This window comes from Dechloromonas hortensis, from assembly GCF_009469765.1.
Lineage (GTDB): Bacteria > Pseudomonadota > Gammaproteobacteria > Burkholderiales > Rhodocyclaceae > Azonexus > Azonexus hortensis.
The window spans coordinates 198017-222879 of record NZ_SSSQ01000006.1; the positions used below are offsets into that span (position 1 = coordinate 198017).

Consider the following 24863-nt stretch of genomic DNA (forward strand, 5'->3'; position numbering starts at 1 on the left):
GGCGGGGCCAGCCGGTAACAACTTTCAGGCTGGCCGGAATTATGTTCAGATTCTCGCCATTCAACTCTGGAGTCTGACGACGATGGCCGCAAGAAACATCCTGCGCATGGGCGAACCGCTGCTTTTTCAACCCGCCGAGCCAGTGACGGAATTTGGCTCGGCCAGCCTGCAGGCGCTGATCGAGGACATGTTCGACACCATGCGCGCGGCGGGCGGCGTCGGCTTGGCCGCGCCCCAGATCGGGGTCGGCCTGCAGGTGGTGATCTTTGGTTTTGAGGAAAGCGAGCGCTATCCGGATGCCGAAGCGGTGCCGATGACCATCCTGATCAACCCGATGATCACGCCGATCGGCAACGAAGAAGCGACGGACTGGGAAGGCTGCCTTTCCGTTCCCGGCCTGCGCGGCCAGGTGCCGAGGCCGGCGCGGGTCCGTTATCAGGGTTTTGACCCGGCGGGGCAGCCGATCGACCGGACGGTCGACGGTTTTCACGCCCGTGTCGTGCAGCATGAATGCGACCACCTGATCGGTCGGCTGTACCCGTCGCGAATTCGCGACTTCACCCATTTCGGTTTTACCGATGTGCTTTTCCCGGGCCTTGAGCGGTCGGAATAAGGCGCTGTCGTCGTTCGCCGCTCAGGGCAGCCCGATCAGTTGTACGGGGTCGGTCCAGGGCAGATCAAGGGCCGTCGCCACCGCCTGACAGGTCAGCAGGCCGGCCTGGGTATTGAGGCCGTTGCGCAGTTGCGGGTCGTCCTGCACGGCCTGGCGCCAACCCTTGCCGGCCAGGGCGAGGACGAAGGGCAGGGTGGCGTTGTTGAGGGCAAAGGTCGAAGTGCGGGCGACGGCGCCCGGCATGTTGGCGACGCAGTAATGCACGATGCCGTCGACGACATAGGTCGGATCGGTATGCGTCGTCGGCCGGCTGGTTTCAAAGCAGCCGCCCTGGTCGATGGCGACGTCGACCAACACGCTGCCCGGCCGCAACTGGGCGAGATCCTGGCGGCCCAGCAAGTGCGGCGTGGCGGCACCGGGGACCAGCACGGCGCCAATCACCAGGTCGGCGTCGAAGGCACTGGCTTCGATATTCTGGCGATTGGCGTAGAGCGTCCGAATCCGGTTGCCGAACTGGCTGTCCAGCCAGCGCAGGCGGTCGAGCGAGCGGTCGATGACGGTGACCTCGGCGCCTAGGCCGACCGCCATCAGCGCCGCGTTATAGCCGACGACGCCGCCGCCGAGGATGGCAACCTTGCCCGGCGCAACACCGGGCACGCCACCGAGCAGCACGCCGGCGCCGCCTTTTGATTTCTCCAGATGGGCGGCACCTGCCTGCACCGCCATGCGGCCGGCCACTTCGCTCATCGGTGCCAGCAGCGGCAGGCCGCCGTGGGCGTCGGTGACGGTTTCATAGGCGATGGCGGTGACGCCGGCGGCGAGCAGGGCCTCGGTCTGCGGACGATCCGGCGCCAGGTGCAGGTAGGTGAACAGCACCTGGTCGGGGCGCAGGCGGCGGCATTCTTCGGCTTGCGGTTCCTTGACCTTGACGATCAGTTCGGCTTGCGCGAAGACCTCGTCGGCCGTATCGAGCAGTGTGGCGCCGGCCGCCCGGTACTGTTCGTCGGTCAGGCCGATCACCGTGCCGGCGGCGCGCTCGACGAAAACCTCGTGACCATGCGCCACCGCTTCGCGCACCGAGGCCGGCGTCAGGCCGACGCGGTATTCGTGATTCTTGATTTCCTTGGGAACGCCGATACGCATGCTGTCTCCTTGACGGGGGATGGCGATTGAATCGTCTGTACGATCAGTTTGGCAGATACGCTCGCCGACTCATAGTCCTGGCGGCGAGGAAGACTCGATCACGAGAGGTAGTCGGCCGGAACCAGCGGCGCGCCCCGGCGCAAGGCCTGGCGCAGCAGGTAACGGGCGTCGCCTGCTGGGATTTCGTCGAGCCAGCCGGGCAGGGCGCCGAAGCGGTCTTCGTAGCTGGCAAACAGGTCGATGGCAGCCGGGCGAATCGGCAATTCGAGGGTCAGTACCATTTTGCAACTCCTTGCTCCCCGGTGTATCCGGCGAGGCCGGCTCCCGGGGAGGGTGGAGCGAGCGACGCTTTAGCCAGTATTTGTCATCCGCCCTGGCAAGTTATCGATTAAATCCGGCGAAGTGGGGGCATTCTGCCGGGCATTGCTGCGGCCGACAAAGAATTTCAGGTTATTTCGATATGCCAATGTTGGCTGGGGCTTTGGCGGCCTGTCGACTAGCATGAATGGTGAAGGGGGCCATTTCTGGAGGCTGCCTCCATCGCATGAAACCGCTGACCAAACCCTTGTTTGCGACCGCCTTGGTCGCCCTGCGCATTCCCATCGTCCTGCTGCTGATTGGGCTGGCCGGGTGTGCCACGCCGGAGCGTATCCCCGAGCCGGCAACGCCGCTTCCGGCGCCGGTCGAAATCCCTGAAACGACCTGGCTACAGGTCGATAGCGACATCGGCACGGCCGCGTTGGCGGCCGCCAGCCCGGCCCGGCACTTCGCCCGCGTCCGGATGGAGCGTTGGCGGCAACTGGTCGCCAGCCGGATTGAGGCAGATTTCATCCCCTGGTTTTCCGGTTACTGGACCCAGCAATGGCTGTCGGCCCGGGTCGCCTGGTACAAGCTGAGCGCCAGCGAGGAGAAGGAGGCGGTCGTCACCCGGCTGGCGACTTATCTGCAGGTGGAGTTCCGCGATCGGGTACTGGCGCCGGTGGCCGGGGAGATCAACCCCGACGTGGTCAGAACGGAGGCAACTCAATATTATGTCCAGAGCTTGCGGACGGAACTGCAGCCGATCCCGCTGCTTTACGACATTCCGCCGTGGCAGTTCGACCAACACCTGAAGGCGATTCTGGCCATCGAACTGGCGCCGCCGGCTGCCCACAATGCCTCCCTCTACCAATTGGTCCATGCCGGGAAACCCGACAGCCTGCCGGCCTATGCCGCCTTGCTCGAACAGGGTCGCCAGGCGGCAATCGAGGCGGGGGCCGGGCTGTCGACCACGCGGATATCCCCGGTAGCAAGACGGGTCAGCGAAAAGTTGCTGGAGCGCCTGGCGATCAGTGGCGGAGCGAGTGCCATCTCGGCCCTGGTCGGCGGCATCGCCGGTTCGGTGATATCGCTTGGCGCAGCCAGCGTTGGCATCATGCTGCACGAAAGTGCACGCGAAACCACCGAGGTGCTGCTCCGCGAAAATCTGGCTGCCGGTGTCGAAGACATCTGGCACAGCCTGATGGAAGATCCGGTCAGCAGCGTGACGGGCGGTATCGACTATTTGTCCGACCAGATCGAGAAATGCTGCCCGCGTACCTTTGGCCAGCCGGTTGATCTGCCCGGCATGCTGGAGGAAGTGCCGCTCGCCGATGACCCAGTGCCGCAGCCGGCCGAAGAAAATACAGAAGACAACGAGCCGCACGACTTCAAGACGGTAGACTAGGGTTTTGCCTGCCGAGTCGATGCCGATGGAACCCTGTCCCTGGTGCACAGGTTTTGACCTGTACCGTAGCTACCACGATAACGAATGGGGCGTGCCGTTGCGCGATGACCGTGCCCTGTTCGAACTGTTGATCCTCGAAGGGGCGCAGGCCGGATTGTCCTGGGCGACAGTGCTCAAGAAACGGGAAAACTACCGGCGGCTATTCGACGGTTTCGAGCCGGCGGTGATTGCCCGCTATGGCGATGACAAAGTGGCGTCCCTGCTGGCCGACCCGGGAATTATCCGCAATCGCGCCAAGGTCGCCGCGACCATCCAGAATGCCCGCTCCTTGCTGGCGCTGACCGCAGACGGCACGTCGTTCAGCGATTTCCTCTGGCAATTCGTCGGTGGTAGTCCGCGCCAGAATCAGTGGACGATGCTGGCCGAGGTGCCGGCCAAGACCGCGGCCTCGGACGCCATGAGCAAGGCCCTCGGCCGCGCCGGCTTCAAGTTCGTCGGCTCGACGATCTGCTATGCCTTCATGCAAGCTGCCGGCATGGTTAACGACCACCTGACGAGCTGTCCGCGCCATGCCGCGGTTGCTGATCTTGCCTAGACTCGGCCATTTTTCGGGGCAACCGGCCAAAGTTTTACTATAATTCGCGCCCTTCTTTGCCAGGCCTTCCCCAAGAACCGGAAGCTGGCCAATCAGGGACGACGGCATTGCAGACACGACAGATGACTCATGGGGGAACGAAATGCGGATGAATCTGAAGGTTCCCTTCGCCGAAAAGGACCAGGTGAAAAAGCTTGGCGCCCGGTGGGATGCCGCGCTCAAGGTCTGGTACGTCGCCGGCGAGGCTGACATGAGCCCGTTCGCCAAATGGTCGCCCAGCCCGCATGACGGTGCCGCCCCGGCCAAAGAAGGCGGTGCCAGGAAACAGTTGGCCAGCGGCAAGGTCTTCGTCGGCAGCGCTTTCGTCGTGCAGGAACGGCTGTGCGACTGTTTGCCCTGGGACGTCTGTGCCAAATGCGAGCCGACGTCGCTGAGAAACACCCATTGAGCATCATGGCAAGAAAACTTAGAAAACCGCAGGAACAACTGGCTTTTCCCGAACTTGAACTGCCCGCCGGTGCGCCACTCCCGATGGCCGGGATGATTGGGCCGTTCGTCGGCGAAGCGCAAGCTCCCTTGGCAGCCGACCTCGATGACAATGCGGCCGACGCCCAAAAGGCGCCGCGCCGGCGGAGCGTCAAGCCGAAAATGGTCCTCGTCACCGAGTCGCTGGCCGAGTCGGCCGAACAGGGCAGGCCTGAGCCAGCGCCAATTCGGCAAGCCGATTTGCCGGTCGACCAGCCCGAGCCCCCCGTCAGCCAGCCCGAGGGGCTCCCGAGTTCGCCAGCTCGGGAAGCCGTCGCGGCAAACGAACAATTCCTTGCCCCACCGTCGCCCGTTGCCGCCCTAACGGCTAATACCGTCGCCCAGGCACCACTGGTCGTAAGGAGCCCATCGACCGGCGAACATCGGCTCAAAAACTGGGCGCACGTGGCCACAATTGCGACGTCGGTGGTCATCGTCGCCGCGCTCTTCATCGGCTCCCGTCAATTCATCGAGACCGAGAAGAACCAGCGCGAACTGCTCGTTGCCCAGAAAGCCTCGCTAATTCAGGAGCGGCATGTGCAGGCGGCCGAACTCAACGCCCGCGCCGTCGAACTGTTTCTGCGTTACAACGACCTGATGCAGCAACTCAACGGGCCGGTCCCGAAGAATGCAAAGAAGGAAAACCGCTACTGGAAAGAGAATCTGGCGGTCAATCTGCTCGAATCGCTGTTCAACCTGACCCGTGGCAACCGGGAGTGGGAAACCACCATCGCCTGGGCGCTGGAAAAGCACCTGCGCTTTATCCGGGAGCAACGGCTGGCCTGCACCGCCTATTCGCCCGAATTTGTCCGCTATCTTGAGAAGATCGCCGGCGCCCGAGCTGTTGCGCTGTGCAGGGATTTGGCGAATTCGGACTAGCTGAGTACGGGGCACGGCCCCGTTTTCGATTTCCTTGGTGGCTTTTCGGCGGCAGGCCCGGTGAAATACGCTCTGTCGCCTGTTTTTTCACGCTTGACCCAACCCCAATCGATCGATGGCGCAGCCTGATATTGCGTTGGTTTCATGAACTTACCCTGTTTCGTCCGTCTTTCTTCGAGCAATACAGGGCGGCATCGGCCCGGCGCACAGTTTCATCCTCATTGGCGTCCTCGGCCCGGGAAAGACCAACGCCGATGCTGACGGTCACCCGTCCGACCACCGGGAAATTCTCTGCCTGGATCGCCTTGCGGACTTTCTCGGCGCTAACCATCGCACCTTCGATTTCAGTGTCCGGCATTAGCGCGATAAACTCTTCGCCACCGAAACGGGCAACGAAGTCGGTGACACGAAGCGTTCCCGCCAGCGTCGCCGAAAAATGCTCAAGGACATGGTCGCCGGTCTCATGACCGTAGGTGTCGTTGATCGATTTGAAATGGTCGATATCCATCATCAGTACGCAATAAGGGCTGCCGGTGCGCTTCAGGCGCAGGAATTCCTGGCGCAGTCGCTCGTTCGCGGCCAATCGGTTCGGCAGTTTGGTCAATACATCCTGATGGGCAAGTCGCTGCAGTTCGTGGTTGGCCCGCATCAGCGCTTCCGTCCGTTCCGCCACCTGTTGTTCGAGATGCTGCCGATAGAGTTTGCGTGCTTCGTCCAGCGCTGTCTCGGTTTCTTTCCGGGATTGAATGTCCTCAAGCACCGAGACGAAATAATCGGGCTCGCCTTCCGGCGTTCTGACCAGTGCGACAGTCAGGTTGACCCAGGTCAGGCTGCCATCCCGCCGAACATAGCGCTTCTCCATGCTGTAGCTGGGAATGCTCCCCAGCAGCAATTGTTGGAGATAGTCGAGGTCCGTATGCAGGTCGGGCGGATAAGTGACCTCCTGAAAAGTCAGGCCAAGCAGGATTTCACGCGAATAACCGAGAATTTCGCAAATTTTGTCATTGACGTGCAGCCATTTTCCTTCGAGCGAAACGTGCGCCATACCCACCGCGGCCTGGTCGAAAGTTGCCCGGAAGCGGATCTCGCTATTGTGTAATGCCTTCTCGGCTTCAATGCGCTCGGTAATGTCCTGCACGGTTCCCCGCAACGCGACGACCTCGCCCTCGGGGTCGCGAATGGCCTCGCATTTGGCATGAATCCAGATGTGTGAACCGTCGTTACGATAGGCTTGCAATTTGAGGTCGTACCCAATGCCCGTTTTGAGTGCCTCTTGCGCCGCGGCATTGACGCGTTCCCAGGACTCGATGGAGAGGAGGGTGCCACGCTGCTCGGGGAAAGGGGGGACGTCGCGCCCATAGATATGGCGGATCTCCTCGGAAACAATAACTTCGCCCGACTTGGCATTCCACTGCCAGATGCCGAACTTGCCCAGCCGGTGCGCCTCAAGCAGTTCCTTTTCCCTGACCAAAAGTGATTGATAGGTAGCTTGGAGATTGAGCGTACGCTGTTCCAGTAAATTTTCGGCTTCGCTCATCGCATCAAGCACTTCGGCGGCCTCCTTGATGTGCACCGCGGGCGCCGGCAATGGCCCGCCTGCACCCAGCGCCCGGGCCGGGGCTTGCAAGGCGCGGACCGAGACCGCAATCCGGTTGCCAATCAACCAGGCCAGCCCGGCCCCGAAACCAAATAGGGCAATCATGCCCAAGGCGATGATCACAAGTTTGTGCTGTAGATTCGCCTCAAGGGCCTGGCGAGGAATGCCGATCCCGACCGTCCAGCCAGTGACGGTGGAGCGACTGAAGACGGAGAAGACGGGAATTCCTTCCCGGGTGATCGTCTCCATGGCCCCTTCCTGGGATTTCTGGAAGCGCTGGATAAATTCCGCCGTGCCTTTTTGCCCGACAAACTGATCGGCGTTGTGCGTTCGGGAAACGATCGTCCCCGTCGTATCGAAAATGGCAGCAACCCAATCCCTAGGTAGCCGCTGGGCCAGCAATATGCCGCTGAAGTCCTTGGGTTCGATACCGATGCTGAGCACGTAGCTCACTTTCCCATCGCTCAGTACCGGAACATCAATGCTCATGATCGGCTGTTGGGTCAGCCCTCCAATGAACAAGTCTGAAATTACCGGATTTCCCGTTTCAAATACGCGGCGGGCGACGGCGGGGTTGCCGTGCCTGGGCAAGGCTTGCCCGAACGGTTTGAGGGTGTTGGCGACCTGCTGCCCGGATTGATCGGTCAAGACAGCGTTGCTCCCTGCCTTGGTCGTTGCCAGCAAGGCCGTCGCTCGCTGGTGGAAATCGGCAAGGTTGCGTTTGGACAAGGAGCCGGCAGTGGCCAAGGACTGGGCGGCGACCTGTGCTTTGAGCAGATGCGCATCAACCGCCTGGACCAGGGCACGGGCCGTCTGGATCGTGTCTTTTTCCAGGCGGGCACGCCCCTCCCGGTATTCATGGAAAAACAAAAACACCGCCCCGACAATGCCGGGGACAAGGCAGGCGATCACAAGCCATGCCAACAAGGTCTGAACCGTCCAACGGGGGATCGGGCAATTGGGGCCGTCGGATTGCCTGGCTGCAGTTATTTCTGTTTTTATCGCCATCGGGCGGCTGGAGCTATTACAAAGGTAAAGGGCGAACTATATCAGTTGGTAATTATGCATTACTACCCACACCTAAGCTCTTGTCCTGACATCTGCTTGATTTGGCAATTGTCAGGCCGCCAAGCGTATGCAATCGCCGTTTAATTGCCTTGAAATTTGGGACAAACTGCTCAATTGTTTTTCAGTTGATCGTTGGCCGTTGGCCAGGCTTTCCGGGCCAGATCATTGAGCCTGGCCAGCGGCGGTAATCGATCGCCGAGCGCTTGGGGCAGGTTGGCCATCCCGTTCTCCCAAGCCGACACTTGCCCGGGAGAACCTGCCTGATGATCGGCCAAGGCACGGATCAATGTACCGAAGGCGGATTCTATCGCTTCAAAATCAACACTTTCCAAACGAAACTTGATGTCAATAGTCGCGTTGCTTTCGGAGTTGCTGCCGTCACTCGACATCTTGCCGATTATTGCTCGACAAAGGCCCGTTCAATCACGTAATCGCCCATTTCGCCGATGCGGTGCGAGATCTCGAAGCCAAAGCCATCCAGCATCGACGATATTTCCTTCAGCATGGCCGGGCTGCCGCAGATCATGCCGCGGTCGGTCGCCGGATCGAGCGGTTCGATGCCGAGATCGGAAAAAAGCTTGCCGGACATGATCAGGTCGGTCTGCCGGCCTTCATTGCGGAAAGGCTCGCGCGTCACGGTCGGGTAATAAATCAGCTGTTCGCGGATCATCTCGCCCAGATACTCGTGGTCTCGGAGGTCTTCCTCGATGTAGTCGTGGTAGGCCAGCTCGTTGGTCCAGCGCACGCCATGAATCAGGATGATTTTCTCGAAGCGTTCGTAGGTTTCCGGTTCGTGGATCAGGCTCATGAATGGCGCCAGGCCGGTGCCGGTGGCAAACATGAACAGCCGCTTGCCAGGCTTGAGGTCGCGGAGAACCAGCGTTCCGGTTGGCTTGCGGCTGATCAGCACCGGATCGCCGACCTTCAAGTGTTGCAGGCGCGAGGTCAGCGGGCCGTTTTCGACCTTGATGCTGAAGAATTCGAGATGCTCCTCGTGGCTGGCGCTGGCGATGCTGTAGGCGCGAGTCAGCGGGCGACCGTCGACCTCCAGGCCAATCATCACGAACTGGCCGCTGGTGAAGCGCAGGCTGGTGCCGCGCGTGCAACGGAAGCTGAACAGGGTGTCGTTCCAGTGATGAACGGACAAAACGGTTTCGGTGGAATAGGCGCTCATAGGGATATCTAAAGGGATGAGGAAAAAATGATCAGGGTTGAAAACGATAGCCCACACCAATCTCGGTGAGGATGTGGCGGGGCTGAGCCGGGTTGTCTTCGATCTTCTGGCGCAGGTGGCCGACGTAGACCCGCAGGTACTGATGGTTTTCGACCGCCTGGCCGCCCCATACCTGGCTCAGCAGGTGGCGATGGGTCAGGACCCGGCCCGGATTGGCGGCCAGGAAGGCGAGAAGACGATATTCGATCTGGGTCAGGTGAATGGCGACGCCGGCGCGGGTAACCACGCGATTGACGCAGTCGATCAAGTAGTCACCAAAGAGCAGCGTGGGAAGTGATGCCTGTTGGTCGGGTTGCCGCCGCCGCAACAGGGCACGTACGCGGGCGAGCAGTTCGGCAATGCCAAAGGGCTTGGTCAGGTAGTCATCGGCACCAGCATCGAGGGCATCAACCTTGCTACTTTCTTCGCTGCGGGCGGAAAGGATCAGGATTGGCGTGGTGGACCAGGCGCGGTAGTCGCGGATGAAATCGACGCCATCACGGTCCGGCAAGCCGAGGTCGAGGATGAGCAGGTCAGGCTGGCGGGCAGCCGCCTGGACGGCCGCATGGCTGGCGGTGCCCGCTTCGCAAACATTGAATCCTTCGCACTGGAGGGCCATGGCGACGGCTTCGCGAATTTGCTGCTCGTCTTCGACGATCAGGATGGTTTCCATGTCCATCAGGCTGGCCCATCCATTTCTTCAAAACAAGGAGGATTCCCAAGGGGCAGCCGAACCCGGAAACAGCTGCCGCAGCCATCACGATTCCGGGCCGTGATCGTTCCGCCGTGCGCTTCGACGATGGTCTTGGCGATCGAGAGCCCGAGACCGACCCCGGGAATTTCCGATTCCGTTTTACCGCGCTGGAACAGTTCGAACAGCGTTTCGGTGTTGTCCGACGCGATGCCCGTTCCCGAGTCGCAGATGGCGATTTCCATTTCCGCATCGACGCGCTTGACCAGCATTTCAACAGGTGTATCCGCCGGCGAGTATTTGATCGCGTTCTCCACGAGGTTCCACAACACGCGTTCGATCAGCACGGCATCGATATTGATGGGCGGCAGATCCCTGGCCAGATCGACCGTCACCGTTCGGTTTTTCCATTGCGTAGCGACCTGCTGCAAGGTCGCGCCAATCACCTCTTCAACCGGCTGCCAGGCCTGGTTGAGTTTAAACTTGCCGGCGCTGAGTTTTGCCATCTCGAGTAGGTTGGTCATCTGCTGGCTGATCGAAACGGCTTGGTTACGGATCGCTTCCAGCATTTGCTGCTGCTTGTCGGCCGGCACTTTCCCCATGGCGATCGTTTCCGCCATCCCGACCAGGGCGGTGAGCGGCGTCCGCAAATCGTGCGACAACGCCGAGAGTATGGAACTGCGCAAGGCCTCTGCTGCATGCTTGATCTCGGTTTGACGAGCTTTCTCGGCAAAATACGAACGCTCCAGCGCGACGGCAACGATCGAGGCCACGGTTTCAATGTGCTCGACCGCATCCTGCGACCCCAGGGTGGAAGACTCGACTTCGAAACCCAGCACCCCTTGACTGCTACTGGCAGCGGCCAGCGGAATCAGGGCATAGAACCTGCCCTGACTGGTCGGGCGGGACAGAAGCTCATGCTGTTCGATGCATTGCTTGAGCAGGGCCGGGGAGGCAGGCCCGGATGCGGACTCGAAGTCGCCCGGGAAATAGACGCGGACCTGACACGCCCCAAATGAGGCGGCCAGGAATCCGGTCGTCAGTTCGATGACCGCGTCCGGGCTTGTCGCTCCGGCCAACTCCTGGGTCAGTTCGTACAGTTTCGTGCTTTCGACCGACTTGCGGCTGGCAAAGTCGGCATGCTGCTTTAGCCTGGAAGTCAGATGACTGACGACGAGCGCGACAACGAGCATGATGATGGCGGCCAGCAGGTACTGTCCTTCGGTAATGGCCAGGGAAAAATGCGGCGGCACAAAGAAGTAGGCGTAGCACAGGGAAGCCAGTAATGCCGTCACCACGGCCGGGCCGCGCCCGAAACTGACCGCCATCACGACCACCGCCAAGACGTAGAGCAGCGCCACATTCGAAAGATCGACCAGATTGCGCAGTGGACTGATCAACAGGCTACCGAGACACGTTCCCAAGACGCCCCAGAAGTAACCAATTGCCTGGCTGGATTGCTGCAAAAATCTCATAGCCCCGGATGCTATGGAAGCGGGTATAAAAATGCCATCAAAAGAATGGAACCGCCCGAAAATCCCAATTGGGATAATATCCAACGTCCACAACCGAGGAGCTCACATGATCGTTCGCAAAATAGCAGTCGCCTGCCTGTGTCTGGTCGCCTTGCCGGTGTTCGCCGCTTCAGCCTTGCCACCGAAGATGGCAGGCATGCAGCAAACCAAGGATGGCGCCAGCAATAAAGTGGAAGCCGAGCTGATCCAGATGCAAGGCAGCGAGATGGCCAAGCTGAAGGTAACTTTCAACGACCTGTGTACCCGTTCGGGCGAAACCCTTGCCAACTTCAAGAATGGCGTCTGGCAGTTTGTCATTCCGGGCAACGCCAAGTGCGAAGAGGTTTCCGTCCAGTTGCGGCAAGTCGATGGCAAGAATCGCCTGGAAGGCGAGTTCAGGTCGGGCATGAAGGGCGGTACGATCTATTTCGAGTGGAAATAATCCTGCTACCGCAATCCGATCAAACGCCCCTCGTTTCGCTTGGGGCGTTTTTGTTTCCGGCCAGCGCCCCCCCTTCCCAGGAAACATCTAATTGTCGAACTGAACGAACCTTGATCGTGTCGAATCGGTGGTAGTAAAAGCAGTGAGTCGATAGGAGAAAGCCGTGCTTCAAACCATACTCGATAACCGCCTTCTTCTTGCTGCTATTGTTTTGCTTTTCTTGCTGGTGGTGCCGGCGCTGATCATGTGTGGTGGCAAACTGCGCAATTCGGCCCGCCCGGACCGGCGAAAAAGCCGAAGAATCGGTGTCGACCGCAGGGCTTGAGCGCATCCCGAGACATGCGCGGAAAGCGTTCTTGCCGCGAGCCTGATGAAGTTTGCTCAACCATCGACGCTATTACAATAGTTGCCGTTGGCTTTTCGGAAAATACGAAGATGAAACATCCTCCTTTACTGATCCTGGCTGCCTTGTGCATGGCGCTGGCGTCCTGCGCCAGTTCGCCGCCAGACCCCCAGGCAAGCACCTTGCCGTCTTCGGAAGCCCCCATTTCGCATCGCAATGGCCAGCTTGATCTCGCCCTGGCCAGTGGTAACTACAGTTGCGAGCTCGGCAAGAGCGTCAACGTCGAGCGCGAGTATCGAGAACAGGTTAATTACCGCATCCAGCTTGGTTGGAATGGCCGGAGCTACCATCTAGAGCGCGACAACTCCTTCTCTGGGTTACCTCGCTTCAAGGACAAAGCCGGCAAGATGGTCTGGGTCGATCTGCCGTGGAAGGGCCTGCTGCTCGATGGCAAGACCAGCAAGCCGTTGGCCAACGATTGCCGTTCGCCAGGTTCGGCCGCTTCACCTACCGCCTGATGGCGTCGGCCGACGGTAAAATTGGCTTGCATGCAATGGATGCAAATGCTCTAGCTTTATCGCTTTCGGGAGGCAAGGATCGCCATGCGTTCGACTGTTCTGCTGCTTGGCTTGGTGGCGACTGCATCGCTGTCGGGATGCGTCAGCGTTGACGATATTTACCTGGCCGACGGCTCGCTCGGCCACAAGGTGACTTGCAATGGCCGGGAACTCAGCATCGACACCTGTTTTGAAAAGGCGGCGGAAATCTGTGGCGCTCATGGTTTCGAAACCGTCACCCGGGAGGGACTGTCGACCGGCCGTTCAATCGAAAAAGGCAGTACCGATCCGAATTCCGGCGCCTTCAGCACCCGCAATATTCTGATCCGGTGCAATGACCAGCGCCCCATGCCGCGCTATTGACCAGGCCGGCTGCAACGTCCTGTAGACCGTTCGCTATTTCAGGCAGCGCTCCAGGGCTTGGCCCATGGCGGCAACACCGGCGCGAATGGCGTCGCCGTCAAAGGCCGAAAAGCCCAGCACCAGCCCGGGTGCCGGCATTTGCTTGACCCGATAGAACGAGAGCGGCCGGGCTTCTATTCCCTGATTGCCCAGGAGGTTGGCGACCTCAAGATCGTTGGCGCGCTCGGGAAGGAAAGCGGTCGCATCCAGCCCGGTCGTGATCGGGGGCACCGAGACGAGCCCCTGGAGATGGGCTTGGCATGCCTGCTGGAAGATTTCCGCCCGTTCCCCATAGAGCAGACGCATATGGCGCAGATGGCGGGCGAAGTGCCCTTCAGCAATGAACAGCGACAGCACTTCCTGCTGAAACCGGGAGACATGCCGGCAAGTCAGTGAAATAGCCGAAGCGAAAGCGTCCACCAGGCCATCCGGCACCACAAGGTAGGCCAGCCGCAGGGAGGGGTAGAGCAGCTTGCTGAAAGTACCCATGTAGATCACCCGTTCGCCTTGATCCAGGCTCTTCAGTGCTGACAACGGCGTGCCTTTGAAGCGGTACTCGCTGTCGTAATCGTCTTCGATGATGGTCGCGTTACAGGCTTCCGCCCAGGCGAGCAGGGCCAGGCGACGTTCGATCGGCATGACGCCGCCCAAGGGGGACTGGTGGGCGGCGGTGACGTAGGCCAGACGCATGTCGGGCGTCACCGGCAAGGCGGGCTCGGTTTTCATGCCGTAGTGGTCCACAGGCATGCCGATCACCTTGGCACCGGTCAGCCCGAAGACATGACTGGCCCCGGGGTAGCCGGGATCTTCGACCAATACCGAGTCGCCCGGGTCGAGCAACAGGCGGGCGCACAGGTCCAGTCCTTGTTGGGCGCTGCCCAGGATCATGACCTGCTCGGTGCGGCAGACAATCCGCTGCGAATAGCGGAGGTGGTCGGCAATGGCCTGCCTTAGCGAGCGGAGGCCGGCTGCCTCACCGTAACCCATCGCCTTTGGATCGGTGGCTTTGCTGCAGCGCAGTTGCAGTTTGTGCCAGATGGCAACGGGAAACGCATGCAGGTCCGGTTGATTGGCACGAAAGGTGCGCAACGGCGTCGCCGCCTCAAAAACCGGAAAGGGACTGGCGGCGAGTCGCTCGCCCTGCCAGGAAAGGCGCTGTTGCCCCCGGGGCTCGGCAGCCGTCGCGGGCTGCTCCGGCGCCGGGGCAACGGCGGGCAGGGTGCAGGCGACCGTGGTGCCGCTCCCCGTGGTCCCGGCCAGGTAGCCTTCCGCCGCCAGTTGCTCGTAGACCGACAGCACGGTCCCCCGCGAGATGCCTTGTTGTCTGGCCAGTTCGCGGCTCGAAGGCAGGCGTTGCCCCGCCTTGATCCGTCCTGAAAGGATAGAGGCTCGCAGTTCGCCATAGAGCCATCGTTGCAACGTACTTCCAGGCGGCTGAGGACCGATGCCAAGTTCAAGTTCTTGCGCACGCCGCATCGCTGTTACCCCATAGTGGACCAATAGATTACATGATAAATGGACATATCAATCCTACCACTCGTTCAGTACTATCAATCAGCCCTGCGCGGGTTATGACCAACGTAATAAAGGACGCAAAATGGAACAGCGATTCGATGTAAGCAAACTCATTCCCGACGGCTACAAGGCCATGTACGGGGTCCACACATGTGTTCAGAACTCCGGGATGGACCTTGGTTTGCTTGAATTGATCAGGTTGCGGATTTCACAAATCAACGGCTGCGCCTTCTGCGTGGCCATGCACGTGCCGCTGGGGCGCAAGTTCGGCCTCAGCGAACACCAGATTCACCTGGTTGCCACCTGGAAGGAAGCCCCCGTATTCAGTGCCAAAGAGCGTGCTGCCCTGGCCTGGGCCGAGGCGGTCACCGTACTGGTCAGCCAGGATGTGCCGGACGCCGTCTATGCGGAGGTGCAGGCCCACTTCAGCGCCGAAGAGATTGCGAAACTGACCTTTTGCATTGCCGAGATCAATGCCTGGAATCGTTTGATGGTTGCCTCGCGGACGCCGCCAGCCCTCACCGACGCCTGACCGGGAGGCGGGCAGGGGAGCCGCGTGGTCCGCCCGCCCGCCCGCTTATTCACATTTCCTGTGGATAAGCCTGGGAGTATGACTGGGGTAGTTGCGCTAATCCATTGTCTGAGAAGGGGTTTGCGTCGCCCGCCTAATAAGCAGGCGTTTTCTTCGGCTGCGTACCCGGACTATTTCTTCAGATAGAGGGTCGGCCGGGAATCATGAAAAATTCCCCGAAAATAGCCTACTTGTCTGAATTAAAAAGCGAATTTTGACTGTCAACACTATTCTTCTTTGCGTTGACGCTCTTTGCCTGTGGCGCCTGTAATGCCGCGAGCCTTTCAAAGATTTTCTCGTGGCTGACGACAACGGCTTTCGCCGCCATCAGTTCGGATTCCAGCCGCTGCCCCGTTTCCGCAGTCTCCTGTAGCTTGCTGACGTTCGCTTGGTTTTCCTTGTCCAGATCGGTCACCCGCGCATTGGCTTGCGCCAATTGCGCTAACAACTGTTGGTTTTTCACCTCGGCAACGGCCAACTGCTCTTTGGCCGAACGCAGTGATCGTAACTCGCCCTCTTGTCGATGAAGTTCACTGCGTGCATTTCCAAGCTCACTTGATAGCCTGGCATTGCTTTCGTGGCTACTGATCAATTCTTGCTGCTTGGTATTCACCGAGTCCTTGGCAGAACGTAATTCGCCCTGCAGGAACTGAATCTGTTGTTCGGATTGCCGTTGATCCTGCTCCCGTTGTTCTTTGGCTGCAGTACGGAAATGCTCCAGCGCTTCGCGGGCGTGTTGATGCTTCTCTTCCAGGGAAAGACGATGCGTTTCCTCCTTGGTTAGTTGTCCTTCCATGTCCTGAATGCGCTGAGCCATTTGAGCACGGGCAATCCGCTCTTCCTGAAGCGCCGCCACGGTGTTCGCATGAGCGGTTTTTTCATTGGACAGATCGAGGGCTTGACGTTCGACCTGTCCACGGAACGATTCGACCTCGTTACGCAAGGCAGTCATGACGTCGTTCAGAGACGCGATTTCCGCTTTGTGTTTGTCGGTCAGTGCGGTCATGCGCTGATCGGCTTCCAGATGCAGACGTTCGGCCAGCCTGGCTGACAGATCCTGAATGGCATCGCTGACCGCGACCTGGGTGCCGGTGTTCCCGCCTTCCTCTTCCTCGATCTCCTTGAGGTAGCGGTGAATCGTGCCTTTCGAGCCGGTGTTGCCCAATTCGCCACGGATGGCATCGATCGACGGGTAACGCCCCATCGCCAACAGGTTGTCTCGCGCTCTCACCACTTCTGACTTGTAGATTCCGGCTCTGGCCATGGCATCCTCGAATTTCGTACTGTATTACGTAATATGATATTACATACTAATTCAATGAAATTCAAGGCCGCAGAAATCGTAATTATAAGACGCGATAATGGTTGATTATTTGTTGTAAGAAGCAACCGAGCGGAAAACTCATGTAGAAATGGTACGAAATAGCCGGTTCGCTTCCTGACAATTTGCGTACATAAGCTTTCAAAAACGTAACGCGGGGGTCAGCGTCCTGTTGGTATCGGAATCCTAAGATGGCATCACGGTTGGACGAAATGAGTCCGACACGATTAACCCGATGTCACAAGGAGAGAACCATGAAAACGAAATTTTCCAAACTTGCCCTGATTGCTGCGATCAGCCTCGCTGGCGCCGGAACGAGCTACGCTCACGAAGACTATTCCGAAGCCGGCACCTACCATTGGCTGAGCCACGTTTCAGAAAGCAAGAGCGCGCCGACGGCAAATCAACTGGCTTCGTTTGGCTACGCCGCCACGAAAAATGCCGACCGCGAAATCACCCTGGCTGGCGGCAGCAAGTATCTGAACGTGACGCGCCTAGAAACCGTCAAGATCAATGTCGGTGGCAAGAGTGTCGTCTGGACCTTCGATACGCTCGGCACCGCGCCATTTCCGCTCTCCAAGATCGTATCTGGAGCCGACGGCATTACCGTCTATGTAACCGAGAACCCTTCCTACCAAGGCGGTTGATCAGCCTGACCGATGAGTGACGAAATTGTCACTCATCGGTTGGCAAATTGTCAGGATCAACACCCTACCATTCGTATTGCAGTACAACTTCTTGAGGAGATTTAAAATGTTGAAAAAAATGCTTGCAATCGTGGCCCTGAGCTCACTGGGTGTTTCCGCCTATGCCGTTGATGCATCTCAAGTGCAGAAGTCCATCGAACTGAAAGACGGCTCGACGGTTTATATCTTCAAAGACGGAAAGATGGGCATGGAGGACAAATATGGTCGTGCGACATACATGGAGTCTGGTCACGTGATGGAAACCAAGGATGGCAAAAAAATCATCATGAACGGAAATGAAATCTGGCGTGTTGATGAATTGCTGCACAAAGATCACCGCGGCTAAGAGATCGCCTCATACAGTAGCGGCTCCTTCGGGGGCCGTTTTCATTTTGAAGCACCGCTCAAGCATTACCTTCAATTCCAGTATCCATTGGGCGTGATCTCTGGTCTGGCCTTGCTCGTAGAGCATCGGGGCAACCTGTCGGAAGACGGCATAGATCGCCGGATCGAAATGCTGCCCAACCTCGCGTTCCATGATGCTCAGCGTCTCGTCCAATGACAAAGCCGGTTTGTAGGGACGAACGGAGGTCAGTGCATCGAACACGTCGACCAGGGCAAAGATTCTTGCGGCAAGCGGGATCACCTCTCCCGAAAGTCCGTCTGGATAGCCTTTCCCGTCAAAGCGTTCGTGATGATGCCGGATGGTCTTCTCGGCACCGGCCAACCAGGGATTGCCGGCGACGATCTCGATGCCCAGTACGGCGTGAGTCTGCATGACCTGAAATTCTTCGCTCGTCAGCCGTCCAGGTTTCAACAGAATCTGATCCGGAATACCGATTTTTCCAACGTCGTGGAGAAAGGCGCCCAGCACCAGTTCGGCAATCGTTTCCTTGTCAACGCCCACCGCTTCGGCAAGTGTGATCGCATAGCAGGTAACCCGGTAGTTATGGGCATCGGTGTCTGCGTCACGCTTGGCGATGGCGTTCCCAAGGGAACGCAACAGTGAAAGATTGGACTCCAGGAGCCGAGACGACAATGCCACCGTTCGGCTCAGCAATCCCGACATCAATGGGTAAAGCAACATGGCCGCCATGAATACCGATATAGAGGCCGTCAAGGCAGCCCAGCGAATCTGCTGTTTTCTCTCTTGTAGCGCCGACCGGGACACCAGGCTGACTCCCTCGACATAGCCTGCAAGACGACCGTCATTGGCGGTTATAGGCAGAATGACCTGGACCAGTTCTTCTCCTGCCACGGGGATTCGCTTGCTATGGCTATTGGGCGGGATTGGCCATGGATGACGCTGCTGTCGGGCAACCTCTTTCAATGCTTCGGGTAGTGGTCGCCAGACATCAAACAGCATCTCGGCATTGGGTGCAAAAACTCGAATCCCGACGAACTCCTCGGTCAGCAACTGCGAAATCGCGGAGTGACCATCACCTTTCTCACCACTGACAGCCAATTGCATTGCAGGTGACTCGAAATGCCTGACCCCCGCAATGGCTTGCTCAAGGGTACGCTCCTCGACGCGATACGATTCTACCCAGTAGGCAAGACCTCCAGCGAGACTGCCAACCAGGAGCGCACCGATACCAAGGCGTCGCACCAACATGCGGCGTAATTGCCGGGGAGTTTCAGGGAGTTCAATGGTTTTCATTTTAAACTCTGTAGTAATTCCATGAAGTGCTTGAAGTGACCACTAACTCGATCCAGAGAAAACTGGTACATCAGCGAATTTTCCGAGAACTTCTGTCGCTCTGTGTCCATTTCTACCGTATTACCATCGGCTGCGGTTTGATACGGCACATGGTACTTCAGCGGGAACGGTGGTGCCTGCATACCCCCTGACAAATGGCCGGTAGCGGTGGTTGCCAATGGCAACGATCCCGATGCACCTTTGACGATTTGGGCGGCCTCTTCGATATCGATATCGACGGCCTTGTAGCCTGGCGTATCGGCATTGGCGATATTCGACGCCAGGATTTGCTGTCGATAAACTCGAACGCCCAGCATTTTCTGCTGAAAATCATGTCCGCGATGACCACCTTGCCCGATTGAGAAGTGGTTGGGGTGGGCAGATGACGCGCCGGTAGCCGTCCCGGCAACTTGCCCGCTGTGAGCGCCGTGGCTGCCTTCAGGATTATTGGCCTTTTGAGCAATCGCCTGATTCAATGCCTGGGAAAACCCCCCGTTGTCGGCGTTGGCCGACGCCCCTCCATGCCCCTCATGACCGCCCTGAACCGAAGATAAAGGTGTGTTGGCAGCCGGTGGAATGGATGGAATTCCTGCCATGACGGCGACTACTCGTTCATGATCAGGATGGCCTTCACCGGATCAATCTGGCCGACGTCATGCCATTTTCGATCGCTGTCCATTATGGCAGGCTCTGCCTGGCATCCATGATTGCATTCGACGATCCAGCGTGTCTGAAGCACCGTCCGACAATAGTTGTAACTCAGCATTTTCGGGTCACAGCCGACCGCCAGCGCCAGTGTGCGACACACACACCGATCGCCGTGCTCTGCCGGTTTGCGGATATCCATGGCTGAAATAATCAGGCCCCGGTTTCGGGGCCTTTGCTGGACAGTTATTTACCATCTCGCGGATGGTAGTGCTTGCTCTTGTCCTTAGCTGCGTTTGGTTTATCGGCCTTGGCATCCGGCATGCTTTGCGGCATGCCGGTTTTTTCCTGGACATGGGAATGCGGCTTGCTCGCGGTCTTGTCCATTTGGGCCTCGGCGGCCTTCGGGGCGGCGGCCTTTTCATCGGCGAAGACGACGCCGGTCATCGTGGTGCCAGCAAACAGAACGGCGGCAATGAGGGAGGAAACTTTCATGATCTTGGCTCCTGAGTTTGGGGATTTAAACGGTCCGAATCGAGTGAACAGTTGCAGTTTGTGCTTCCGTCACTGTCAACAAGGTGACTTGCTGATTACATTGCTGTCAGGAAACGAGGCTGAATACGGATTCACCAAATGCCCGACTGCTTCCGCAAGCGCATCACGCAATTGCCGTTCGCAACACCCCATCAGAATTCCGTCTTCCAGCGCATCCTGGGCCACCTGGCGAAGTTCATCCAGGTTCTCGTTGAGCACCTTGATTTTTTCCGTACAGGCAATGAGCTTCCCGGATGAGTCTTGCCAAAGCACCGGCCTTGACGACATCATCAAGTTCACTTTGCCGAATGTTGGGCCAGCGTCTGCAAAACTTGGTGCTGGTATTCCAAACCGTCGAGGGTATATGCCTTCCAATACTCGATGGATGAAAAGCCGACGGCAGCCCACCATGCCCCTGCTTGCCCAGGCTCACACAGAGAAAACGACGGTGTTCGCTCAAGGAGTTCCTTGAGCGGGGAAATCTGCGTGGAAATCATCTTTTCCAAACAGTCGAGATTCACGCCAACCAACCGGGCAACCAAATCCAAATGGAAGTCGGAAGGTGCATTGAAGATGGCGAACGAATTGTGTGCGGACATGATTTTCTCCCTGCGGCACGATCAAGGCCCATTGCCTCGTAGGGAGAGTTTGCCTGTGGGTAGCTGTCACGCCCATAACGGGAGCATTACAACCCGGTCACTGTTTCGTCAGCTTGTTGCCGTGCTGCTCGCAGAGAGCGATTATTTCTTGCGTCTGGGCGCTTAGCCCCTGAAAAACTTGTTGCCTCCGCCTCTCGAATTCAGCCGCAGAAACTTTCCACTGTGGGTCATGGGGGCCGTTCAGTTCGGCAGCGACAATCCGACGCACATAAGCCAGTGCGGATGCCTTGCCTCGCGTAAGCCGCAACAAATCCGCCTTTGCCGCATCGAAGGCATCGCGATGATGGTCTCTCAATCCTGTGGTGAGCACCACGAGACTGGCAACGGCATCGTCAAACGGTCGCATTGAATCGTCTTCCTTGGGCAATTTTTTCCCCTGATAGTGCACCGTTCGAACCATCCGCTATTGGATGCCAACCTTCCGCTGCTCGGCCCGTACATAGGCGGTGACGTGGGCGACGTCGTCCGGCGTTACCCCTTTCACCGGAGCCATGTCGCCAAATTTCCAGTGATGGGCCCGCACACCGTTGGCCACGGCCAACTGGAATGCCGCATCGGCATGATGTGACGGCTCATAAATCTTGTGCAGCAGGGGCGGTCCCTTTTCCGATCCCTTCAAGTCGCCGCCATGACAGCCTGCACAGTGATTGGCGAACAGCGCCTTGCCCATGACGGGATTGGGCATTAGGCCGGGGCCGGGTTTGGGAATGCTCCAGCCTTGAGCCAGGGCAAGGCTGGGCAGCAGCGCCACAAGAAACGATGCAGGAATCCAAAACAAACGCTTACGCCTCATTGTTCCATCCCCCGTTTCATTCGCCACTGCTTGACCAGCGCGTAGATAGCCGGGATGACCGCGAGCGTAAGTACCGTCGAGGAAATCATCCCGCCGACCATCGGTGCCGCAATGCGGCTCATCACCTCGGAACCGGTCCCTGTCCCCCACATGATTGGTAGCAGGCCAGCCATGATTGCCACCACCGTCATCATTTTCGGGCGAACCCGTTCCACGGCGCCTTCCATGATGGCCTCGTAGAGATCGTGCAGCGTTGGCGCCTGATTTTCCGTCCGGCGCTTGGCCTTCAATTCTTCCCAGGCATGATCGAGGTAAATCAGCATGATGACCCCGGTTTCCGCCGCAACCCCGGCCAAGGCGATGAAGCCCACGGCGACGGCGACGGACAGGTTATAACCGAGCAACCACATCAGCCAGACCCCGCCGACTAGCGCAAATGGCACCGACAGCATGACGATCAAGGTTTCTGTCAGTCGCTTGAAGTTCAGGTAAAGCAGCAGAAAAATGATCAACAGCGTCACCGGGATGACAATCTTCATTTTCTCGATAGCCCGTTCCATGTACTCGAACTGGCCACTCCAGGTGACGTAGTAGCCGGGTGGGAACTTAACCTGTTCGGCGACAGCCTTCTTGGCGTCGGCCACGTAGCTGCCAATGTCGCGGTCGCGGATGTCGACATAAATGTAGGCAGAGAGCAAGGCGTTTTCGGTGCGGATGCTGGGCGCTCCCTTGGCGACGACAACCTTGGCCAATTGCCCGAGCGGAATCATCGCCCCGTCCATGGTCGGGATCAGCACCTCGCGGGCAATCTGCTGCGGATCGGAGCGTAGTTCGCGCGGATAGCGGATGGTGACGCCGAAACGTTCCCGTCCCTCGACCGTGGTTGTCACCATCTCGCCGCCCAGCGCCGTGCCGATCACATCCTGCAGATCGCCGACGGCCAGGCCGTAGCGCGCCAGTTGTTCGCGGTCGGGTTCGATGTTGAGGTAGAAGCCGCCGGTGATGCGCTCGGCGAAGGCACTGGTCGTGCCGGGCACGGCTTTGACCACGGCCTCGATTTCCTTGGCCATTTTTTCCATCTCGCCGAGATCCTTGCCGAAGACCTTGATGCCGATCGGCGTGCGAATGCCGGTGGACAGCATGTCGATGCGTGCCTTGATCGGCATCGTCCAAGCATTGGCGACGCCGGGGAATTGCAGCGCCTTGTCTAGTTCGGCGATCAGCTTGTCAGTGGTCAGGCCCTGCCGCCATTCTGATTGTGGCTTCAGATTGATCACCGTTTCGAACATCTCGGTTGGAGCAGGATCGGTTGCCGTGTTGGCGCGCCCAGCCTTGCCATAAACCGAAGCAACCTCGGGGAAGCTCTTGATGATCTTGTTCTGCGTCTGCATCAACTCGGCAGCCTTGGTAATCGACATACCGGGCAGCGATGCTGGCATGTAGAGCAGCGTGCCCTCGTTGAGCGTCGGCATGAACTCCGATCCGAGTTGAGAGGCTGGGTAAATAGAGGCCACCAAGGCAACAACGGCTGCGACGATGGTCATTTTCTTCCAGCGCATGACGCCGGCGATGATCGGCCGATAGGCCCAAATCAGGAAACGATTCACCGGATTTTTTGCTTCCGGCATCACCTTACCTCGGATGAACAACATCATGAGGACTGGCACCAACGTCACCGAAAGCAGCGCGGCGCCGGCCATCGAGAAGGTCTTAGTGAAGGCGAGCGGCGAGAAAAGTCGCCCCTCCTGGCCTTCCAATGCAAAGACCGGGAGGAAGGAAACAGTGATGATGAGCAGCGAGAAGAACAGCGCCGGGCCGACTTCCTTGCAGGCTGCGAGCATGGCATCGGCGCGCTCGGCATCGGTGTGCTCCTCTGGCAGGCGTTCCAGGTGCTTATGAGCATTCTCGATCATCACGATGGCAGCATCGATCATTGCGCCGATGGCGATGGCGATGCCTCCCAGACTCATCAGATTGGAGTTCATGCCTAACGAGCGCATGGCGACGAAAGCGATCAACACGCCGACCGGCAACATCAGGATGGCAACCAGGGCGCTGCGCACGTGCATCAGGAAGATGATGCAGACCAGTGCAACGATGATCGCTTCCTCAATCAGCGTTCGTTTCAATGTGTCGATGGCGTTGTGTATCAGTTCGGAACGGTCGTACACCGTCTGTACCGTGACGCCCTCAGGCAAGCCGGGACCAATTTCAGCTATCCGGGTTTTGAGATTGTGAATGACTTCCAGCGCGTTGGCACCATATCGCGCCATAGCGATGCCTGACACGACTTCACCTTCACCGTTGAGTTCGGTCAGGCCGCGCCGTTCGTCGGGCACCAATTCGATGCGAGCAATGTCGCGGATCAGCACTGGCGTACCTTTGTCGCTTTTGACGACCAGCATTTCAAGGTCGTTTTTGCCACGCAGGTAGCCCTTGCCGCGCACCATGTACTCGGTTTCAGCCATCTCGACGACGCGCCCGCCGACATCGCGATTCGAGTCTCGGATGACTTGCGCCACCTTCATCAGCGGAATACCGTAAGAACGTAGCTTGACCGGGTCGACCGTGACCTGATAGGTCTGCACGAAGCCACCGATTGAGGCTACTTCGGCGACACCAGAGGCCTTGGTCAGTTGATAGCGGACGTACCAGTCCTGAATGGTGCGAAGTTCGGCCAGCGTCTTGTCTTTGGCAAGTAACGCATATTGATAAACCCAGCCGACGCCGGTGGCGTCCGGTCCGAGCGAGGGGGTGACGCCCTTTGGCATGCGGCTGGAGGCAAAATTCAGATATTCCAGCACCCGCGAGCGCGCCCAGTAGATGTCGGTGCCATCCTCAAAAATGATGTACACGAAGGAAGCGCCGAAGAACGAAAAGCCGCGCACCACCTTTGATTTCGGCACCGACAACATGGCCGTGGTGAGCGGATAGGTGACCTGATCCTCGACGACCTGCGGTGCCTGGCCGGGATATTCGGTATAAACGATGACCTGCACGTCCGAGAGGTCAGGCAAGGCATCGATCGGCGTGCGCAATACGGCATAAATGCCCGCGATGGTGATGAACAGGGTGGCGAGCAAGACCAGGAAGCGGTTCCGGCCCGACCATTCGATAATATTGGCCAACATGGGGTGACTCTCCGTGGTTCTC

30 protein-coding genes are annotated in these 24863 nt (G+C 58.7%); 11 read left to right on the plus strand and 19 right to left on the minus strand.

Annotation, left to right across the window (positions count from 1 at the left end; all coding sequences use genetic code 11):
* The first annotated feature begins 82 nt into the window (after window positions 1–82).
* Window positions 83–613, plus strand: coding sequence for a peptide deformylase (gene def, locus GH663_RS11970; RefSeq protein ID WP_153131961.1), 531 nt, complete (start codon window positions 83–85; stop codon window positions 611–613).
* Between the two features lie 21 nt (window positions 614–634).
* Here def and ald read toward each other — a convergent pair whose 3' ends face one another.
* On the minus strand, window positions 635–1756 hold the full coding sequence (gene ald / locus GH663_RS11975; RefSeq protein ID WP_153131962.1) for an alanine dehydrogenase: 1122 nt from the start codon (window positions 1754–1756) through the stop codon (window positions 635–637).
* Window positions 1757–1854: 98 nt separating this feature from the next.
* Window positions 1855–2037 carry a hypothetical protein gene (locus GH663_RS11980; RefSeq protein ID WP_153131963.1) on the minus strand — a complete coding sequence of 61 codons (183 nt, stop codon included), beginning with the start codon at window positions 2035–2037 and terminating at the stop codon, window positions 1855–1857.
* 263 nt (window positions 2038–2300) lie between these two features.
* On the opposite strand from GH663_RS11980, the gene GH663_RS11985 reads away from it, so the two are divergent.
* From GH663_RS11985 to GH663_RS12000, 4 genes are all read left to right on the plus strand, one after another.
* Entirely contained in the window at window positions 2301–3461 is a 1161-nt protein-coding gene (locus GH663_RS11985) for a hypothetical protein (RefSeq protein WP_153131964.1), read from the plus strand.
* Between the two features lie 19 nt (window positions 3462–3480).
* Entirely contained in the window at window positions 3481–4056 is a 576-nt protein-coding gene (locus tag GH663_RS11990) for a DNA-3-methyladenine glycosylase I (protein ID WP_153131965.1), read from the plus strand.
* A 142-nt stretch (window positions 4057–4198) separates the two neighbouring features.
* A complete protein-coding gene (locus GH663_RS11995; RefSeq protein ID WP_153131966.1) occupies window positions 4199–4504 on the plus strand; it encodes a DUF5710 domain-containing protein in 306 nt (101 codons plus the stop codon).
* Window positions 4505–4509: 5 nt separating this feature from the next.
* The gene (locus GH663_RS12000) at window positions 4510–5460 is read left to right on the plus strand and encodes a hypothetical protein (RefSeq protein ID WP_153131967.1); all 951 of its coding nucleotides are present in this window, start codon (window positions 4510–4512) and stop codon (window positions 5458–5460) included.
* Window positions 5461–5602: 142 nt separating this feature from the next.
* On the opposite strand, the gene GH663_RS12005 is transcribed toward GH663_RS12000, so the two are convergent.
* The 5 genes from GH663_RS12005 to GH663_RS12025 all read right to left on the minus strand — a co-directional run bounded on the left by GH663_RS12005 (window position 5603) and on the right by GH663_RS12025 (window position 11588).
* Window positions 5603–8065, minus strand: coding sequence for a sensor domain-containing diguanylate cyclase (locus tag GH663_RS12005; RefSeq protein ID WP_153131968.1), 2463 nt, complete (start codon window positions 8063–8065; stop codon window positions 5603–5605).
* Window positions 8066–8235: 170 nt separating this feature from the next.
* The gene (locus GH663_RS12010) at window positions 8236–8514 is read right to left on the minus strand and encodes a hypothetical protein (RefSeq protein WP_153131969.1); all 279 of its coding nucleotides are present in this window, start codon (window positions 8512–8514) and stop codon (window positions 8236–8238) included.
* An 8-nt stretch (window positions 8515–8522) separates the two neighbouring features.
* Window positions 8523–9299: a ferredoxin--NADP reductase gene (locus tag GH663_RS12015; RefSeq protein ID WP_066881341.1), complete on the minus strand. Its 777-nt coding sequence runs from the start codon at window positions 9297–9299 to the stop codon at window positions 8523–8525.
* 31 nt (window positions 9300–9330) lie between these two features.
* A complete protein-coding gene (locus GH663_RS12020; RefSeq protein ID WP_211371134.1) occupies window positions 9331–10017 on the minus strand; it encodes a response regulator in 687 nt (228 codons plus the stop codon).
* Window positions 10017–11588 carry a DUF4118 domain-containing protein gene (locus tag GH663_RS12025; RefSeq protein ID WP_246181576.1) on the minus strand — a complete coding sequence of 524 codons (1572 nt, stop codon included), beginning with the start codon at window positions 11586–11588 and terminating at the stop codon, window positions 10017–10019. The genes GH663_RS12020 and GH663_RS12025 overlap by 1 nt, the downstream gene beginning before the upstream one ends.
* Before the next feature lie 22 nt (window positions 11589–11610).
* Here GH663_RS12025 and GH663_RS12030 point away from each other — a divergent pair, with 22 nt between their 5' ends.
* On the plus strand, window positions 11611–11985 hold the full coding sequence (locus tag GH663_RS12030; RefSeq protein WP_153131971.1) for a hypothetical protein: 375 nt from the start codon (window positions 11611–11613) through the stop codon (window positions 11983–11985).
* Window positions 11986–12004: 19 nt separating this feature from the next.
* On the opposite strand, the gene GH663_RS12035 is transcribed toward GH663_RS12030, so the two are convergent.
* Window positions 12005–12370 carry a hypothetical protein gene (locus GH663_RS12035; RefSeq protein ID WP_153131972.1) on the minus strand — a complete coding sequence of 122 codons (366 nt, stop codon included), beginning with the start codon at window positions 12368–12370 and terminating at the stop codon, window positions 12005–12007.
* A 50-nt stretch (window positions 12371–12420) separates the two neighbouring features.
* On the opposite strand from GH663_RS12035, the gene GH663_RS12040 reads away from it, so the two are divergent.
* Entirely contained in the window at window positions 12421–12846 is a 426-nt protein-coding gene (locus tag GH663_RS12040) for a hypothetical protein (RefSeq protein WP_153131973.1), read from the plus strand.
* A gap of 84 nt (window positions 12847–12930) precedes the next feature.
* Window positions 12931–13248, plus strand: coding sequence for a hypothetical protein (locus GH663_RS12045; RefSeq protein ID WP_153131974.1), 318 nt, complete (start codon window positions 12931–12933; stop codon window positions 13246–13248).
* 33 nt (window positions 13249–13281) lie between these two features.
* Here the strand turns inward: GH663_RS12045 and pdxR are convergent, their stop codons facing one another.
* On the minus strand, window positions 13282–14706 hold the full coding sequence (gene pdxR / locus GH663_RS12050; protein WP_246181577.1) for a MocR-like pyridoxine biosynthesis transcription factor PdxR: 1425 nt from the start codon (window positions 14704–14706) through the stop codon (window positions 13282–13284).
* Window positions 14707–14884: 178 nt separating this feature from the next.
* On the opposite strand from pdxR, the gene GH663_RS12055 reads away from it, so the two are divergent.
* Window positions 14885–15334 (plus strand): carboxymuconolactone decarboxylase family protein, encoded by a 450-nt coding sequence (locus tag GH663_RS12055; protein ID WP_153131976.1) that lies wholly within the window; start codon window positions 14885–14887, stop codon window positions 15332–15334.
* A 226-nt stretch (window positions 15335–15560) separates the two neighbouring features.
* Here GH663_RS12055 and GH663_RS12060 read toward each other — a convergent pair whose 3' ends face one another.
* A complete protein-coding gene (locus tag GH663_RS12060) occupies window positions 15561–16637 on the minus strand; it encodes a DNA-binding protein (RefSeq protein ID WP_152090958.1) in 1077 nt (358 codons plus the stop codon).
* Window positions 16638–16948: 311 nt separating this feature from the next.
* Between GH663_RS12060 and GH663_RS12065 the strand changes: the two genes are divergently transcribed.
* On the plus strand, window positions 16949–17341 hold the full coding sequence (locus tag GH663_RS12065) for a CzcE family metal-binding protein (protein ID WP_153131977.1): 393 nt from the start codon (window positions 16949–16951) through the stop codon (window positions 17339–17341).
* 106 nt (window positions 17342–17447) lie between these two features.
* On the plus strand, window positions 17448–17726 hold the full coding sequence (gene copK, locus GH663_RS12070; RefSeq protein WP_153131978.1) for a periplasmic Cu(I)/Cu(II)-binding protein CopK: 279 nt from the start codon (window positions 17448–17450) through the stop codon (window positions 17724–17726).
* 9 nt (window positions 17727–17735) lie between these two features.
* Here copK and GH663_RS12075 read toward each other — a convergent pair whose 3' ends face one another.
* The 9 genes from GH663_RS12075 to GH663_RS12115 all read right to left on the minus strand — a co-directional run bounded on the left by GH663_RS12075 (window position 17736) and on the right by GH663_RS12115 (window position 24841).
* On the minus strand, window positions 17736–19040 hold the full coding sequence (locus GH663_RS12075) for an HD-GYP domain-containing protein (protein ID WP_153131979.1): 1305 nt from the start codon (window positions 19038–19040) through the stop codon (window positions 17736–17738).
* Entirely contained in the window at window positions 19037–19675 is a 639-nt protein-coding gene (flgB, locus tag GH663_RS12080) for a flagellar basal body rod protein FlgB (RefSeq protein WP_153131980.1), read from the minus strand. The genes GH663_RS12075 and flgB overlap by 4 nt, the downstream gene beginning before the upstream one ends.
* Before the next feature lie 8 nt (window positions 19676–19683).
* The gene (locus GH663_RS12085) at window positions 19684–19926 is read right to left on the minus strand and encodes a hypothetical protein (protein WP_153131981.1); all 243 of its coding nucleotides are present in this window, start codon (window positions 19924–19926) and stop codon (window positions 19684–19686) included.
* A 44-nt stretch (window positions 19927–19970) separates the two neighbouring features.
* Window positions 19971–20219 carry a hypothetical protein gene (locus tag GH663_RS12090; protein WP_153131982.1) on the minus strand — a complete coding sequence of 83 codons (249 nt, stop codon included), beginning with the start codon at window positions 20217–20219 and terminating at the stop codon, window positions 19971–19973.
* A gap of 75 nt (window positions 20220–20294) precedes the next feature.
* Window positions 20295–20549 carry a hypothetical protein gene (locus GH663_RS12095; RefSeq protein WP_153132019.1) on the minus strand — a complete coding sequence of 85 codons (255 nt, stop codon included), beginning with the start codon at window positions 20547–20549 and terminating at the stop codon, window positions 20295–20297.
* 5 nt (window positions 20550–20554) lie between these two features.
* The gene (locus GH663_RS12100; protein WP_153131983.1) at window positions 20555–20857 is read right to left on the minus strand and encodes a hypothetical protein; all 303 of its coding nucleotides are present in this window, start codon (window positions 20855–20857) and stop codon (window positions 20555–20557) included.
* Between the two features lie 97 nt (window positions 20858–20954).
* A complete protein-coding gene (locus GH663_RS12105; protein ID WP_153131984.1) occupies window positions 20955–21284 on the minus strand; it encodes a hypothetical protein in 330 nt (109 codons plus the stop codon).
* A 36-nt stretch (window positions 21285–21320) separates the two neighbouring features.
* A complete protein-coding gene (locus GH663_RS12110; protein ID WP_153131985.1) occupies window positions 21321–21710 on the minus strand; it encodes a c-type cytochrome in 390 nt (129 codons plus the stop codon).
* Window positions 21707–24841 (minus strand): efflux RND transporter permease subunit, encoded by a 3135-nt coding sequence (locus GH663_RS12115; protein ID WP_153131986.1) that lies wholly within the window; start codon window positions 24839–24841, stop codon window positions 21707–21709. The genes GH663_RS12110 and GH663_RS12115 overlap by 4 nt, the downstream gene beginning before the upstream one ends.
* Window positions 24842–24863 lie beyond the last annotated feature (22 nt).